Origin of the sequence: Escherichia sp. 93.0816, from assembly GCF_013368855.2 — a bacterium.
Taxonomy (GTDB): Bacteria; Pseudomonadota; Gammaproteobacteria; order Enterobacterales; family Enterobacteriaceae; genus Escherichia; species Escherichia ruysiae.
The window spans coordinates 18,818-33,774 of the sequence record NZ_JABWNC020000024.1 but is presented as its reverse complement, the minus strand read 5'-3'; the positions used below and the strand labels follow the sequence as shown (position 1 = coordinate 33,774).

At 52.5% G+C, this 14,957-nt stretch carries 13 protein-coding genes; 6 read left to right on the top strand and 7 right to left on the bottom strand.

Translation table 11 applies throughout. The features are described from left to right. Positions 1 to 26: 26 nt before the first annotated feature. Positions 27 to 1,325 carry a hexuronate transporter ExuT gene (gene exuT, locus HEM79_RS19140; protein WP_016159739.1) on the bottom strand — a complete coding sequence of 433 codons (1,299 nt, stop codon included), beginning with the start codon at positions 1,323 to 1,325 and terminating at the stop codon, positions 27 to 29. Positions 1,326 to 1,803: 478 nt separating this feature from the next. Between exuT and uxaC the strand changes: the two genes are divergently transcribed. The 3 genes from uxaC to HEM79_RS19125 all read left to right on the top strand — a co-directional run bounded on the left by uxaC (position 1,804) and on the right by HEM79_RS19125 (position 5,352). Next, complete coding sequence (gene uxaC / locus HEM79_RS19135) at positions 1,804 to 3,216, top strand: glucuronate isomerase (RefSeq protein WP_000187442.1); 1,413 nt, start codon at positions 1,804 to 1,806, stop codon at positions 3,214 to 3,216. A gap of 14 nt (positions 3,217 to 3,230) precedes the next feature. Continuing rightward, the gene (uxaA, locus tag HEM79_RS19130) at positions 3,231 to 4,718 is read left to right on the top strand and encodes an altronate dehydratase (protein WP_176241898.1); all 1,488 of its coding nucleotides are present in this window, start codon (positions 3,231 to 3,233) and stop codon (positions 4,716 to 4,718) included. An 82-nt stretch (positions 4,719 to 4,800) separates the two neighbouring features. Beyond that, positions 4,801 to 5,352, top strand: coding sequence for a YgjV family protein (locus tag HEM79_RS19125; protein ID WP_000128138.1), 552 nt, complete (start codon positions 4,801 to 4,803; stop codon positions 5,350 to 5,352). A 3-nt stretch (positions 5,353 to 5,355) separates the two neighbouring features. Here HEM79_RS19125 and sstT read toward each other — a convergent pair whose 3' ends face one another. From sstT to HEM79_RS19100, 5 genes are all read right to left on the bottom strand, one after another. Further along, positions 5,356 to 6,600 carry a serine/threonine transporter SstT gene (gene sstT / locus HEM79_RS19120; protein WP_000211637.1) on the bottom strand — a complete coding sequence of 415 codons (1,245 nt, stop codon included), beginning with the start codon at positions 6,598 to 6,600 and terminating at the stop codon, positions 5,356 to 5,358. Between the two features lie 386 nt (positions 6,601 to 6,986). Beyond that, entirely contained in the window at positions 6,987 to 7,952 is a 966-nt protein-coding gene (alx, locus tag HEM79_RS19115; RefSeq protein WP_001098791.1) for a TerC family membrane protein Alx, read from the bottom strand. A 282-nt stretch (positions 7,953 to 8,234) separates the two neighbouring features. Continuing rightward, positions 8,235 to 9,221: a Gfo/Idh/MocA family protein gene (locus HEM79_RS19110; protein ID WP_176241899.1), complete on the bottom strand. Its 987-nt coding sequence runs from the start codon at positions 9,219 to 9,221 to the stop codon at positions 8,235 to 8,237. A gap of 78 nt (positions 9,222 to 9,299) precedes the next feature. Then, on the bottom strand, positions 9,300 to 9,992 hold the full coding sequence (locus HEM79_RS19105; RefSeq protein WP_176241900.1) for a SanA/YdcF family protein: 693 nt from the start codon (positions 9,990 to 9,992) through the stop codon (positions 9,300 to 9,302). A gap of 76 nt (positions 9,993 to 10,068) precedes the next feature. After that, complete coding sequence (locus HEM79_RS19100) at positions 10,069 to 10,572, bottom strand: M48 metallopeptidase family protein (RefSeq protein WP_001295542.1); 504 nt, start codon at positions 10,570 to 10,572, stop codon at positions 10,069 to 10,071. Positions 10,573 to 10,656: 84 nt separating this feature from the next. On the opposite strand from HEM79_RS19100, the gene rlmG reads away from it, so the two are divergent. The 3 genes from rlmG to higA all read left to right on the top strand — a co-directional run bounded on the left by rlmG (position 10,657) and on the right by higA (position 12,739). Beyond that, complete coding sequence (rlmG, locus tag HEM79_RS19095; RefSeq protein WP_000018652.1) at positions 10,657 to 11,793, top strand: 23S rRNA (guanine(1835)-N(2))-methyltransferase RlmG; 1,137 nt, start codon at positions 10,657 to 10,659, stop codon at positions 11,791 to 11,793. 218 nt (positions 11,794 to 12,011) lie between these two features. After that, the gene (gene higB, locus HEM79_RS19090) at positions 12,012 to 12,326 is read left to right on the top strand and encodes a type II toxin-antitoxin system toxin HigB (RefSeq protein ID WP_176241901.1); all 315 of its coding nucleotides are present in this window, start codon (positions 12,012 to 12,014) and stop codon (positions 12,324 to 12,326) included. Further along, positions 12,323 to 12,739 carry a type II toxin-antitoxin system antitoxin HigA gene (gene higA, locus HEM79_RS19085; RefSeq protein WP_000560254.1) on the top strand — a complete coding sequence of 139 codons (417 nt, stop codon included), beginning with the start codon at positions 12,323 to 12,325 and terminating at the stop codon, positions 12,737 to 12,739. The genes higB and higA overlap by 4 nt, the downstream gene beginning before the upstream one ends. A 52-nt stretch (positions 12,740 to 12,791) precedes the next feature. Here the strand turns inward: higA and fadH are convergent, their stop codons facing one another. After that, positions 12,792 to 14,810, bottom strand: coding sequence for an NADPH-dependent 2,4-dienoyl-CoA reductase (gene fadH, locus HEM79_RS19080; protein ID WP_176241902.1), 2,019 nt, complete (start codon positions 14,808 to 14,810; stop codon positions 12,792 to 12,794). Positions 14,811 to 14,957: the final 147 nt, after the last annotated feature.

Below are 14,957 nucleotides of genomic sequence, written 5' to 3'. Positions count from 1 at the left end.
TTCGTTATTATCACTTACGCTAAGCGTTAATGTTGTGGCGCGGGATCGTTATGCGCTTCTTCCACAACCTCAATCGCCGGTTTGTTCTGCAATACCGTCCAGATAACCAGTGCGCCCAGCAGGTCGAACACTGCCAGCACTGCGAACAGCGGGCTGAAGCCGATGGTGTCAGCCAGAGCACCAACAACCAGCGCAAACAGCGTACTTGCCAGCCATGCGGACATCCCGGTCAGACCGTTTGCCGTTGCCACTTCGTTACGACCGAACACGTCAGAAGAGAGCGTAATCAGTGCGCCAGACAGTGCCTGGTGAGCAAAACCACCGATACACAGTAGCATAATCGCGACATACGGGTTGGTGAACAGACCGATCATACCTGGGCCAATCATCAGCACCGCACCCAGCGTTACTACCATCTTACGGGAGACGATCAGGTTCACGCCAAACCAACGCTGGAACAGCGGCGGCAGGTAACCACCGAGGATACAACCGAGGTCAGCAAACAGCATCGGCATCCAGGCGAACATCGCGATCTCTTTCAGGTTAAAGCCGTAAACTTTAAACATGAACAGCGGGATCCACGCGTTGAAAGTACCCCACGCCGGTTCAGCCAGGAAACGCGGCAGCGCGATGCCCCAGAACTGACGGTTACGCAGGATCTGACCAACGGACATTTTCTTCGCCGTGCCAACCTGGTGCTGGGCTTCCTGACCGTTAATAATGTATTCGCGTTCTTCATCAGTCAGATGTTTCTGGTCGCGTGGGTGCTTATAGAAAATCAGCCATGCCATCGCCCAGATAAAGCTCAGTGCACCGGAGATGATAAATGCCATCTGCCAGCTGTGCATCACAATTGCCCATACCACCAGCGGCGGTGCAATCATCGCACCAATTGAAGAACCAACGTTAAAGTAACCTACTGCGATGGAACGTTCTTTCGCCGGGAACCATTCGGAACTGGCTTTCAGACCCGCCGGGATCATTGCTGCTTCAGCAGCACCTACCGCACCACGAGCAATCGCCAGGCCGCCCCAGCTACCTGCCAGCGCGGTAGCGCCACAGAACACAGCCCACAACACGGCAAACATCGCGTAACCGATTTTTGTACCCAGAACATCCAGTACATAACCCGCTACCGGTTGCATGACCGTATAAGCAGCAGAATAAGCTGCGATGATGTAGGAATACTGTTGGGTGGAGATGTTTAACTCTTCCATCAGAGTTGGCGCAGCTGCCGCCACAGTGTTACGCGTCAGGTAACCGAGCACGGTGCCGAGCGTCACCAGTGCGATCATATACCAACGTAACCCTTTAATTTTACGCATGTAAAACCTCATCGTTTTGTTATATCCGCAGTAATCGCGGCCATCATCCCGCCAGAGGCTGAAGATGTTACTTACGACCGGGTAACCGAAAAAAAACCGGCACGCCCCGAACGTTGCCATGAAAGTTTCGTGCTAATTCGGCTTCCGTACCGGTCAACCCGATTCATTCAACGAATGAATCGGCAATTTGCATTCCGTCGACTTATGATTTGCGACAGCAGAAAGATAACTTGTCATACAACTTTAAAAGGTGAGAGCCATCACAAATGTGCGAATATTTGTAGGGACATTACAGGATGATGGCGAGGCCAGTAACGGCGCGGCTTGCAGCGATATTTACCACTTTGAGAGTAATTTTTTTAACTACGTTTATTGATCTAACTCACGAAAATATCTTCTGGCTCTGGAAATTGGTGTGATAACTTTGTCAGCATCGCACCATAAGCAAGCTAGCTCACTCGTTAAGAGGAAGACGATAATGACTCCGTTTATGACTGAAGATTTCCTGTTAGATACTGAATTTGCCCGCCGCCTGTATCACGACTACGCAAAAGACCAGCCGATTTTCGACTACCACTGCCATTTGCCGCCGCAGCAGATCGCAGAAGACTATCGCTTTAAGAATTTGTATGACATCTGGCTAAAAGGTGATCACTACAAATGGCGTGCAATGCGCACCAATGGCGTAGCTGAACGCCTGTGTACCGGTGATGCCTCTGACCGTGAAAAGTTTGACGCATGGGCGGCAACTGTTCCGCACACTATCGGCAACCCGTTATACCACTGGACGCACCTCGAACTGCGTCGTCCATTTGGTATCACTGGCAAACTGCTGTCTCCGTCTACTGCGGATGAAATCTGGAACGAATGTAACGAACTGCTGGCGCAGGATAACTTCTCCGCGCGCGGCATCATGCAGCAGATGAACGTGAAAATGGTCGGCACCACCGATGATCCGATCGATTCTCTGGAGCATCACGCAGAGATCGCCAAAGACGGCTCTTTCACCATTAAGGTGCTGCCGAGCTGGCGTCCGGATAAAGCCTTCAACATCGAACAGGCGACCTTTAACGACTATATGGCGAAGTTGGGTGAAGTCTCCGATACCGACATTCGCCGCTTTGCAGACCTGCAAACTGCTCTGACCAAACGTCTGGATCACTTTGCCGCTCACGGCTGTAAAGTGTCTGACCACGCGCTGGATGTGGTGATGTTTGCTGAAGCGAACGAAGCGGAACTGGACAGCATTCTGGCACGCCGTCTGGCTGGCGAAACCCTGAGTGAGCACGAAGTGGCACAGTTCAAAACTGCGGTGCTGGTGTTCCTCGGCGCAGAATACGCACGTCGCGGTTGGGTACAGCAGTACCACATTGGCGCACTGCGTAATAACAACCTGCGTCAGTTCAAACTGCTGGGGCCGGATGTAGGCTTTGACTCCATCAACGACCGTCCGATGGCGGAAGAGCTGTCTAAGCTGCTGAGCAAACAGAACGAAGAAAACCTGCTGCCGAAAACCATTCTCTACTGCCTGAACCCGCGCGATAACGAAGTGCTGGGCACCATGATCGGTAACTTCCAGGGCGAAGGTATGCCGGGCAAAATGCAGTTCGGTTCTGGCTGGTGGTTTAACGATCAGAAAGACGGTATGGAACGTCAGATGACCCAACTGGCGCAGCTTGGTCTGCTGAGCCGCTTTGTTGGTATGCTGACTGACAGCCGTAGCTTCCTGTCATACACCCGTCACGAATACTTCCGCCGCATTCTGTGCCAGATGATCGGTCGCTGGGTGGAAGCGGGCGAAGCACCGGCGGACATCAACCTGCTGGGCGAGATGGTGAAAAACATTTGCTTTAACAATGCGCGTGACTACTTCGCCATTGAACTGAACTAAGGTCTGGGGTTGATATGCAATACATCAAGATCCATTCACTGGATAACGTCGCGGTTGCTTTAGCTGATTTGGCTGAAGGCACAGAAGTCAGTGTCGATAACCAAACCGTTACGCTGCGCCAGGATGTCGCTCGAGGACATAAATTTGCGTTAACGGATATCGCAAAAGGGGCCAACGTTATTAAATACGGCCTGCCGATTGGTTATGCACTGGCGGATATTGCGGCGGGTGAACACGTTCACGCCCACAATACGCGCACGAATCTGAGCGATCTGGATCAGTATCGCTATCAACCTGATTTTCACGATCTGCCAGCACAAGCGGCAGATCGTGAAGTGCAGATCTATCGTCGCGCGAATGGTGATGTCGGGGTGCGTAACGAGCTGTGGATCCTGCCAACCGTGGGCTGTGTTAACGGCATCGCGCGGCAGATCCAGAACCGTTTCCTGAAAGAGACGAACAATGCCGAAGGTACTGACGGCGTGTTCCTCTTTAGCCACACCTACGGATGTTCGCAACTGGGCGACGATCACATCAATACCCGCACCATGCTGCAAAACATGGTGCGTCACCCGAACGCAGGTGCGGTGCTGGTAATTGGTCTGGGATGTGAAAACAATCAGGTCGATGTCTTCCGTGAAACGCTGGGGGATATCGATCCTGAACGTGTCCATTTCATGGTCTGCCAGCAGCAGGATGATGAAATCGAGGCCGGGATCGAACATCTGCATCAGTTGTATAACGTGATGCGCAATGATAAACGCGAGCCAGGCAAACTCAGCGAACTGAAGTTTGGTCTGGAGTGCGGTGGTTCTGACGGTCTTTCTGGTATTACCGCTAACCCAATGTTGGGGCGTTTCTCTGACTACGTGATTGCTAACGGCGGTACGACCGTACTGACCGAAGTGCCGGAGATGTTCGGCGCAGAGCAGTTGCTGATGGATCATTGCCGCGATGAAGCGACGTTTGAAAAACTGGTCACCATGGTCAACGATTTCAAACAGTACTTTATTGCTCATGACCAGCCGATTTACGAAAACCCATCACCGGGGAACAAAGCGGGTGGTATCACCACGCTGGAAGATAAATCCCTTGGCTGTACGCAAAAAGCAGGTTCCAGTGTCGTGGTTGACGTGCTGCGTTACGGCGAGCGTCTGAAAACGCCGGGACTGAACCTGTTAAGCGCGCCGGGTAACGATGCCGTAGCGACCAGCGCCCTGGCGGGTGCTGGCTGTCACATGGTGCTGTTCAGTACCGGTCGCGGCACGCCATACGGCGGCTTTGTACCGACGGTGAAAATCGCCACCAACAGCGAACTGGCGGCGAAGAAAAAACACTGGATCGACTTTGACGCAGGTCAGTTGATCCACGGTAAAGCGATGCCGCAGTTGCTGGAAGAATTTATCGATACCATCGTTGAGTTTGCCAACGGTAAGCAAACCTGCAACGAGCGTAACGACTTCCGCGAACTGGCGATCTTCAAAAGCGGCGTAACGCTATAAAGTCGAAATGAGTTGTTAATAAAAAACGGCGTTTCATAATGTGAAGCGCCGTTTGCTTTTCCATACCTGCTAAGGATTTATCATGACCGCGTATTGGCTGGCCCAGGGCGTGGGTGTCATCGCCTTTCTGATTGGTATCACAACATTTTTCAACCGTGACGAACGTCGCTTCAAAAAGCAGCTTTCAGTCTATAGCGCCGTTATTGGCGTGCATTTTTTCCTCCTGGGCACCTATCCTGCCGGTGCCAGTGCCATCCTTAATGCTATTCGTACATTGATTACCTTACGCACGCGCAGCTTATGGGTAATGGCGATCTTTATTGTTCTGACTGGCGGAATTGGCCTGGCGAAGTTCCATCATCCTGTTGAACTATTGCCGGTTATTGGCACGATTGTCAGTACCTGGGCGCTGTTTCGCTGTAAAGGGCTGACCATGCGCTGCGTAATGTGGTTTTCAACGTGTTGCTGGGTGATTCACAACTTTTGGGCGGGGTCGATTGGCGGCACGATGATTGAAGGCAGTTTTCTACTGATGAATGGCCTGAATATCATTCGTTTCTGGCGGATGCAGAAAAGGGGAATTGATCCGTTTAAAGTAGAGAAAACCCCTTCCGCCGTTGACGAAAGGGGTTAAACATTAATTACGCAGGGCGCTATTTGCCAGACGATCGTCTTCTGCCTGGCAAGCTGCCGCAGTGAACAGCACGTCAGTTGAAGAGTTCAGCGCGGTTTCGCAGGAGTCCTGCAATACGCCGATGATAAAGCCGACGGCAACCACCTGCATGGCGATATCGTTCGAAATACCGAACATATTACAGGCCAGTGGGATCAGCAGCAGAGAACCCCCCGCCACGCCGGAGGCGCCACAGGCGCACAGAGAAGCAACCACGCTCAGCAGCAGCGCCGTAGGCAGATCGACCGGAATACCCAGCGTATTAACCGCAGCCAGCGTCAACACCGTAATGGTGATTGCTGCGCCCGCCATATTGATGGTGGCTCCCAGCGGAATAGAAACGGAATAGGTATCGCGATCCAGATTCAGCTTTTCGCACAGCGCCATGTTCACCGGAATGTTCGCCGCAGAGCTGCGGGTGAAGAAGGCGTACACGCCGCTTTCGCGCAGGCACAGCAGTACCAGCGGGAACGGGTTACGACGAATTTTCCACCACACCAGCAGTGGGTTAACCACCAGCGCCACCAGCAACATACAGCCAACCAGCACGACCAGCAGTTGCGCGTAGCCCCACAGTGTGGAGAAACCGGTGGTTGCCAGCGTAGAAGAAACCAGACCAAAAATACCGATTGGCGCGAAGCGAATCACCAGTTTCACCATAAAGGTGACGGCATTCGACATATCATTGACCAGGTTTTTGGTGGTTTCGTTACCGTGACGCAACGCGAAACCGAGGCCAATAGCCCACACCAGAATCCCGATGTAATTACCTTTCAACAGGGCGTCGATGGGGTTGGAAACCATGCTCATTACCAGTCCGCGCATCACTTCCACAATACCTGACGGCGGGGAAATATCGCCTGCGCTACTGGACAAATGCAGGGTCGATGGGAAGGCAAAGCTGAAAACGACTGCGGCCAGTGCGGCGGAGAAAGTACCCAGCAGATAGAGGAACAGAATAGGGCGGATATTGGTTTTTTGCCCGTGTTGGTGGTTAGCGATGGAAGCCATCACCAGCATCAGCACCAGGATTGGTGCTACGGCTTTCAGGGCGCCAACAAATAAAGTGCCTAACAGACCAACAGCTTCAGCCGCCGGTTTTGAGATCCATGCCAGGAGAATCCCCAGAATAAGGCCGACCAGGATTTGTTTTACCAGGCTGCCATGAGCCAGACGCCGGAATAGCCCCGGTGAACGTTGCGTAGTCATTTTTCGATCCTTTCATTGTGTTGTCGCACATCCCTGGTGCGTTCTATCGACGCATCTTTCAGGATGTAACAAAGTGTTTGCAAGGTTGAGTATAAGGAAAGTTACAGCTTCGGGAAGCGAAAAATGCTGGATTTTAAAGAGAGGTCATGTTTTGCAACTTAATGGTTACATTTGTTTGACATAAAAATAAAGCCCAACGTGCGGCTTCCAGACTGATAACAACGTCAAAAAGTACTCGGTCAGTCCCCTCGCCCCTTTTGGGGAGAGGGTTAGGGTGAGGGGAACAGGCCAGCATCGGTGCGAAAAATTACCCTCTCCCTGGAAGGGAGAGGGAGAAAACGGTACTCATGTTGATGACAGGGTACATGGCTTAGACAGATTAAAAATCATTCTACCCGCTGTTTATCATGCCGATAATTCACCCAGGCGTTGATAATAAACGTCATCACCAGAATGCCAAACACCACGCCCAGCGAAACGGCGATCGGAATATGGTAGAAGTCGACAATCAGCATCTTGATACCGATAAACACCAGAATCACCGCCAGACCATATTTGAGCATCGAGAAACGTTCTGCTACGCCTGCCAGCAGGAAATACATCGCGCGCAGGCCGAGGATCGCAAACAGGTTTGAGGTCAGCACAATGAACGGATCGGTGGTAACAGCGAAGATAGCCGGGATGCTATCCACGGCGAAAATTACGTCGCTCAATTCCACCAGAATCAGTACCAGCATCAGCGGCGTGGCATACAGCAAGCCATTTTTACGCACAAAGAAATGCTCGTTGTCGATGGTGTCGGTCATGCGCAAATGACCGCGCAGCCAGCGCACCAGCGGCTTGTCGCCGATTCCTGATTCATCTTCATGAGCAAGCGCCATCTTCACGCCAGTAAACAGCAGGAAGGCACCGAAGATATACAGGATCCAGTCGAACTGCGAAATCAGCCAGCTACCGGTGAAGATCATGATGGTACGCAGAACAATCGCCCCAAGCACGCCATACACCAGTACGCGACGTTGTAATGCTGCCGGAACAGAGAAATAGCTGAACAACATTAACCAGACGAAGACGTTATCGACCGCCAGCGATTTCTCAATCAGATAACCTGTGAGGAAGGCCAGCGCCTGCGGGTCAGCGACTTCACGCCCCTGTGTCTGCGCCAGATACCACCAGAAAGCGGCATTAAACAGTAACGACAGCGTCACCCAGACCAGCGACCAGGCCGCAGCCTGTTTCATGGTCATGGCATGTGCACCACGACGCCCCTGCAACAACAGATCGATAGCCAGCATAATGGCGACAACAACAGCGAATCCGCCCCATAGCAACGGCGTGCCGACAGTATTCATAGAAGTTCCTTACACATAAAAAAACGGCCAACATCGGAAGACGTCAGCCGCTGCTTTTTATGCATAGACCTCGCCTTCCGGCAAGGTCTCACTTACAACAAAAAAGGAATACGTCTGCGTATTCCTTTCGGGTTGCCCGGTGACCGGATGTGGTTTTTCACACATCGTAATGACGATCGACCGGCAATGAAGTTACTCCCCTTTGCAGGTAACAAAGTATGACAGACCATTCAGCCAGTCAATGGTCTGTTACATGCCTTTTACACTGCTTTACGGTAACAATTATAGATTTACGCTATCAGCCGGAAAAATGACCCCAGTCTGGCGGCGGATCTCAGTCAGCAGTTTGGCGGTAATGCGACTGACTGCCAGCCCCGGATGATTCACCAGATGTTCATCCACCAGCGTGGCGAACAGTTCAGCCTCATAGAGCATGGTATTAATATGCTGCGGCTGAGTGAGATCCTGCATCTGACTGCCGCGCGGGACAAAGCAGACTTTCTGGCATTCAGAAAGTTTTTCAATCACCAGCGATCCCGCTTCGCCCTGAATCTCGCTTGCCAGGACAGAATCGCTGACTTTTGAGTGCTGCAACGTAACGCTGAAATCACCGTAATCCATTACCACCACGCCGTGGGCATCCACACCACTTGCCAGCAAACTGGCGGTTGCCTGCACGCTGTTCGGCTCACCAAATAACGCCACCGCCGACGCCAGACAGTAAAAGCCGATATCCATAATCGAACCGTTAGAGAACGCGGGGTTAAAGGTGTTGGGATTCTCGCCGTCCAGATAACGCTGGTAACGCGAGGAATACTGGCAGTAGTTGAAAAAGACTTTACGCAGTTTGCCGACTTTCGGCAGCGCCTGGCGTAACAAATGAAAGTTCGGCAGGCTGGCGGTTTTAAATGCCTCGAACAGCACCACCTGATTTTCCCGCGCACAGGCAATGGCGGCATCCACTTCCGCCAGATTCGATGCCAGCGGTTTCTCGCAAATCACATGAATTTTGTGGCTAAGGAAAAGTTGTGTCTGGGAAAAGTGCAGGGCATTTGGGCTGGCAATATACACCGCGTCAATGGCATCGCTTTCCGCCATCGCTTCCAGCGACGTAAACAGATGCTCGACAGAAAAATCATTGGCGAAGTGCTGGGCCTGTTCAAGGCTGCGGGAATAGACGGCGGTTAACTTGTATTTGCCGCTCTCATGGGCGGCCTCGACGAACTGGCGAGTGATCCAGTTCGTACCAATCACAGCGAAACGTATCATAACGCGTGGATACTCCATAAAGGGATTCTGCCGTCAATGTAGCACGCCTTTTTCATCTTCGACGTGCGCGGATACGCATTATTTCTGCGCCGGACAGCCATGCTCGCTAAACGGCCCAATCATGACCGACGGCCCGAGATATTTCGGCTGGCGATGGAGGATTTTCGCATCAATCACCGCGCTGACTCTGGCAAGTTTTTCCCGCAGTTGAGTATATAAACCGTGCTTCATATTCAGGTCAGGTGCGTTAAACCCGATAGCATCGATGCCGTACTGTTTTGCCAGCCAGATGGCGCGTTGGTTATGAAATTCTTGCGAGATAATGGTGATATGGTTTTCCCCAAACACCTTTTTGGCGCGTACCACCGAATCAAGTGTCGAGAATCCGGCATAGTCGCAGAAGATGGCTTTTGCCGGAACGCCTTTGGCGATGAGCGCCTGTTGCATTCCGGACGCTTCATCGTAATTTTTACGCCCGTTATCGCCACTCACTAGTAGCCATTTCACTTTTCCGGCGTGGTACAACTCTGCGGCGGTATCAATGCGTCGGGTAAAGTAGCGATTACCCGGCCTCGCTCCCAGCAATAAACCCACGTTACGCGCCGGAACGGCGTTGATATCGCTCCAGGTCAGCTGCTTGCTGGCGGTGATCATTGCGCGATCGGCGATAAAAATGGTCACTCCTGCCACAAGCAACAATAAACAGGCAATTTTAAGAGTCCGGCGAGAAAAACAAACGCGACGAAGAAGGCGGGCAAATGCGCGCAGCATGGTCGTTATCCTTAACGAAAAGAGGGGCGTCGATTTTAGGCGTTAATGATTGAAAATATAACGCCTGACATCATTTTCAGATTTTGTCTTGCCCAAGCGACAACTGCGTTAGCCACAGCCGGGTGTCGAACTCAAGCTGGTGGTACTGTGGCTCCATATGGCAGCACAACTGGTAGAACGCTTTGTTGTGCTCTTTCTCTTTCAGATGCGCCAGTTCATGGACGACGATCATACGTAAAAACGGTTCCGGCGCGTTGCGAAACACGGTAGCGACGCGGATCTCTGCCTTTGCTTTCAGCTTGCCGCCCTGCACACGTGAAACAGCGGTATGTAACCCGAGCGCGTTTTTCAGCACGTGGATCTTGTTGTCATACATCACTTTATTGATCGGCGGGGCGTTACGCAGAAACTGATTTTTCAGATCCTGAGTATATTGCCAGAGGGCTTTATCGGTGGCGTAGTCGTGCGTTCCCGGATAGCGTTTTGCCAGCACATCGCCCAGACGTTGTTCATTAATCAGCGTGCGTACCTGGGAAAGTAGCTGCTCGGGATAACCCTGAAGATAAGTAAGATTGCTCATAACCGCCCACGAAAAAGAGAAAAAGGGTATACTCACGCACCCTTTTCAGGGGCAACGTCGAAATTTTATCATTCAGGAGGGCCGATGAGCCACTTAGACAACGGTTTCCGTTCACTGACACTACAACGTTTCCCGGCGACGGATGACGTTAACCCGCTACAGGCGTGGGAAGCGGCGGATGAGTATCTGCTGCAACAGTTGGACGATACAGAAATCTGCGGCCCGGTGTTGATCCTGAATGATGCCTTTGGCGCGTTAAGCTGTGCGTTGGCAGAACATAAGCCGTACAGCATTGGCGACTCGTATATCAGCGAACTGGCAACGCGCGAGAATTTACGTCTCAACGGAATTGATGAATCGAGCGTGAAGTTTCTCGACAGCACCGCTGACTACCCGCAACAGCCGGGCGTGGTGTTGATCAAAGTACCGAAAACGCTGGCATTGCTGGAGCAACAACTGCGTGCGCTGCGCAAAGTGGTCACGCCAGATACGCGCATTATTGCCGGTGCTAAAGCCCGTGACATCCACACTTCCACGCTGGAACTGTTCGAAAAAGTGCTTGGCCCGACCACCACCACGCTGGCATGGAAAAAAGCGCGACTGATTAACTGTACATTCAACGAGCCGCCGCTGGCCGATGCGCCGCAGACCGTTAGCTGGAAGCTGGAAGGCACTGACTGGACTATCCACAATCACGCGAATGTCTTTTCCCGCACCGGGCTGGATATTGGCGCGCGCTTCTTTATGCAGCATCTGCCGGAGAATCTCGAAGGTGAGATTGTCGATCTCGGCTGTGGTAACGGCGTCATTGGCCTGACATTGCTCGATAAAAACCCGCAGGCGAAAGTGGTGTTTGTCGATGAATCGCCAATGGCGGTTGCTTCCAGCCGTTTGAACGTTGAAACCAACATGCCTGAGGCGCTGGATCGCTGCGAGTTTATGATCAACAACGCGCTCTCCGGCGTGGAGCCTTTCCGCTTTAATGCTGTGCTCTGCAACCCGCCGTTTCATCAGCAACATGCGCTGACCGATAACGTCGCCTGGGAGATGTTCCACCACGCCCGCCGCTGCCTGAAAATCAACGGCGAGCTGTATATCGTTGCCAACCGCCATCTGGATTACTTCCATAAACTGAAGAAAATTTTTGGCAACTGCACCACTATTGCCACGAATAATAAATTTGTGGTGCTGAAAGCGGTGAAATTGGGGCGTCGTCGGTAAGGTCGGGAGCAGCATTGCCGGATGCGGCGCATCCGGCAATGCTGCTCATTTCTGGAATCTCGCTTCCATAAAACAAAAAATCCCTGTCACCGCCGCCTGCATTCTCTTGTTTGGCATTTCTCAACGTTTATTCTTCCGTCATACAGATAAATTCATTCGTTGCCAATCTGTCAACGAATGTTATCATATTGCCAATTTGTCAACGGACATGATGAAGAATGCACCTGATCACTCAAAAAGCACTGAAAGATGCTGCGGAAAAATACCCGCAACACAAAACGGAGCTGGTGGCTTTGGGGAACACGATTGCTGAGGGATATTTTAAAAAACCTGAGTCATTAAAAGCAGTGTTCCCATCTCTGGATAACTTCAAATATCTGGATAAGCATTATGTTTTCAATGTCGGGGGCAATGAATTACGTGTTGTCGCAATGGTCTTTTTTGAATCGCAAAAGTGCTACATACGTGAAGTTATGACGCACAAAGAATACGATTTCTTTACCGCCATTCATCGTACTAAGGGGAAAAAATGATTGCGATTGCCGACATCTTGCAGGCGGGAGAAAAGCTAACTGCTGTGGCACCTTTTCTGGCGGGTATCCAGAACGAAGAACAATACGCCCAGGCGCTGGAACTGGTCGATCATCTGCTGCTTAACGATCCTGAAAATCCTTTGCTGGATCTGGTGTGTGCCAAAATAACCGCGTGGGAAGAATCAGCGCCCGAATTTGCTGAATTTAATGCCATGGCTCAAGCCATGCCAGGTGGTGTTGCTGTGATTCGTACCCTGATGGATCAATACGGCTTAACCCTTTCCGATCTGCCGGAAATTGGTAGCAAATCGATGGTGTCACGCGTTTTGAACGGGAAGAGGAAATTAACGCTGGAACACGCTAAAAAACTGGCAGCGCGATTCGGTATTTCTCCCGCCTTGTTTATTGATTAATGCAACTGCCGGATGCGGCATGAACGCAGCATCCGGCACGTCAAATAACGGTTTAAATCTCCAGCGCAAGCCGTGTTCCCTGGGCAATCGCTCGGCGTGCGTCCAGCTCCATAGCCACGTCGCAGCCGCCAATCAAATGCACGGTTTTCCCGCTATCAATCAGCGGTTGCGCCAGCGCGCGGTTTGGCTCTTGCCCTGCGCAGATCACCACATTGTCCACGGCTAATACCTGCGGTTCACCGTTGATCACCACATGCAGTCCGTCATCGTCGATCTTCTGATAACTTACGCCAGGGATCATTTTCACGCCTCGCGAGAGCAGGGTGGTGCGATGGATCCAGCCTGTGGTTTTACCCAGCCCCTGACCTGGTTTGCTGGCTTTGCGTTGGAGCATCACAATCTGCCGTGGGCTACGGGGGATCTGCATTCCCTGCGGGCTTAAGCCACCAGCCTGTTGCAGGCTGCTGTCGATGCCCCATTCTGTGCAGAACCCGGCGATATTCTGGCTGGTGGATTCGCCAGGCTGACTGAGATACATCGCCGTATCAAAACCAATCCCGCCACAACCGATAATGGCGACTTTGTTGCCCACTGGCGCTTTGTCGCGCAGTACATCGAGATAACTCAACACCTTCGGATGATCGATCCCGTCGATGGGCGGAATGCGCGGCACGATCCCACTGGCGAGGATCGTTTCATCGAACGCCTGTAACTGATCCGCCGTCACGGTGTGATTGAGTTTGAGCGTCACGCCCGTCACTTCGATCATCCGCCGGTAGTAGCGCAGCGTTTCGTAAAACTCCTCTTTGCCAGGGATCTGTTTGGCGATATTAAACTGCCCGCCAATCTCGCTATGTGCATCAAACAACGTTACCTGATGACCACGCGCCGCCGCGTTAATGGCAAACGCCAGCCCCGCCGGACCGGCACCGACCACCGCCAGATTTTTTTTCTGCGCGGCGGGAAGGATTGGCATTTTGGTTTCATGGCAGGCGCGAGGATTCACCAGGCACGAGGTGACTTTGCCAACGAAGATCTGATCGAGGCAGGCCTGATTGCAGCCAATGCAGGTGTTGATCTCATCGGCTCGCCCTGATTGCGCTTTTGACAGCAGCTCCGCATCGGCGAGAAATGGTCGCGCCATCGACACCATATCGGCATCGCCGCGCGAGAGAATATCGTCGGCAACCTGCGGATCGTTAATCCGGTTGGTGGTCACCAGCGGCAGCGAGACGTGACCTTTCAGTTTGCGCGTGACCCAGCTAAATGCGCCGCGCGGCACGGGCGTGGCGATGGTCGGAATACGCGCTTCATGCCAGCCAATGCCGGTGTTGATAATGGTCGCGCCCGCCGCTTCGATGGCCTGTGCCAGTTGTACCGTTTCGACAAAAGTCCCGCCGCCTTCTACCAGGTCGAGCATCGACAGACGGTAGATAATGATGAAGTCGTTGCCGACGCGTTCACGCACCGCACGCACCACCTCTACGGCAAACCGCATCCGGTTAGGGTAATCACCGCCCCACTGGTCGCTACGCTGGTTGGTGCGCAGGGTAAGAAATTCGTTGATCAAATACCCTTCGGAACCCATCACCTCTACGCCATCATATCCGGCCTCCCGCGCCAGTTGCGCGCAGCGGGCGAAATTGTCGATCAGTTGCAGGATCTCTTCATGGCTTAACTCATGGGGAACGAAGCGGTTGATGGGAGCCTGCAATGCGGACGGTGCCACCAGATGTGGCTGGTAGCTGTAGCGTCCGGTATGCAAAATTTGTAGGGCAATTTTGCCGCCTTCCTGATGCACCGCTTCAGTAATGGTGCGATGGTGCGGGATCTGGCTGACGTCATTGAGCATTGCGCCGCCTTCCATGCCAACGCCTGTGAAATCTGGCGCAATGCCGCCGCTGACAATCAGCGCCACGCCGTGACGGGCACGTTCAGCATAAAATGCCGCCAGCCGTTCAGCGCCGTCCGGGTATTCCTCCAGCCCGGTGTGCATTGAGCCCATCAGCACACGGTTTTTTAACGTGGTGAAGCCTAAATCAAGCGGGGCGAACAGCGACGGGTAGCTCATAAAATTGTCCAGTATGTAAAATAATTGTTATGTGGTCGGATGAGTTCTAATTTAGCCGTCGCCGGGGAAAAGGGAAAAGGGGAATGCGGGGTTTGTGATGGGATTCAAAAAGAATACGCCCGGTGGTAACGCCGGATGCGACGCTTG

Excerpts from the sequence above, each read along its gene's own strand:
- exuT (WP_016159739.1), bottom strand. The coding sequence starts at position 1,325 with ATGCGTAAAATTAAAGGGTTACGTTGGTATATGATCGCACTGGTGACG.
- uxaC (WP_000187442.1), top strand. The coding sequence starts at position 1,804 with ATGACTCCGTTTATGACTGAAGATTTCCTGTTAGATACTGAATTTGCC.
- uxaA (WP_176241898.1), top strand. The coding sequence starts at position 3,231 with ATGCAATACATCAAGATCCATTCACTGGATAACGTCGCGGTTGCTTTA.
- HEM79_RS19125 (WP_000128138.1), top strand. The coding sequence starts at position 4,801 with ATGACCGCGTATTGGCTGGCCCAGGGCGTGGGTGTCATCGCCTTTCTG.
- sstT (WP_000211637.1), bottom strand. The coding sequence starts at position 6,600 with ATGACTACGCAACGTTCACCGGGGCTATTCCGGCGTCTGGCTCATGGC.
- alx (WP_001098791.1), bottom strand. The coding sequence starts at position 7,952 with ATGAATACTGTCGGCACGCCGTTGCTATGGGGCGGATTCGCTGTTGTT.
- HEM79_RS19110 (WP_176241899.1), bottom strand. The coding sequence starts at position 9,221 with ATGATACGTTTCGCTGTGATTGGTACGAACTGGATCACTCGCCAGTTC.
- HEM79_RS19105 (WP_176241900.1), bottom strand. The coding sequence starts at position 9,992 with ATGCTGCGCGCATTTGCCCGCCTTCTTCGTCGCGTTTGTTTTTCTCGC.
- HEM79_RS19100 (WP_001295542.1), bottom strand. The coding sequence starts at position 10,572 with ATGAGCAATCTTACTTATCTTCAGGGTTATCCCGAGCAGCTACTTTCC.
- rlmG (WP_000018652.1), top strand. The coding sequence starts at position 10,657 with ATGAGCCACTTAGACAACGGTTTCCGTTCACTGACACTACAACGTTTC.
- higB (WP_176241901.1), top strand. The coding sequence starts at position 12,012 with ATGCACCTGATCACTCAAAAAGCACTGAAAGATGCTGCGGAAAAATAC.
- higA (WP_000560254.1), top strand. The coding sequence starts at position 12,323 with ATGATTGCGATTGCCGACATCTTGCAGGCGGGAGAAAAGCTAACTGCT.
- fadH (WP_176241902.1), bottom strand. The coding sequence starts at position 14,810 with ATGAGCTACCCGTCGCTGTTCGCCCCGCTTGATTTAGGCTTCACCACG.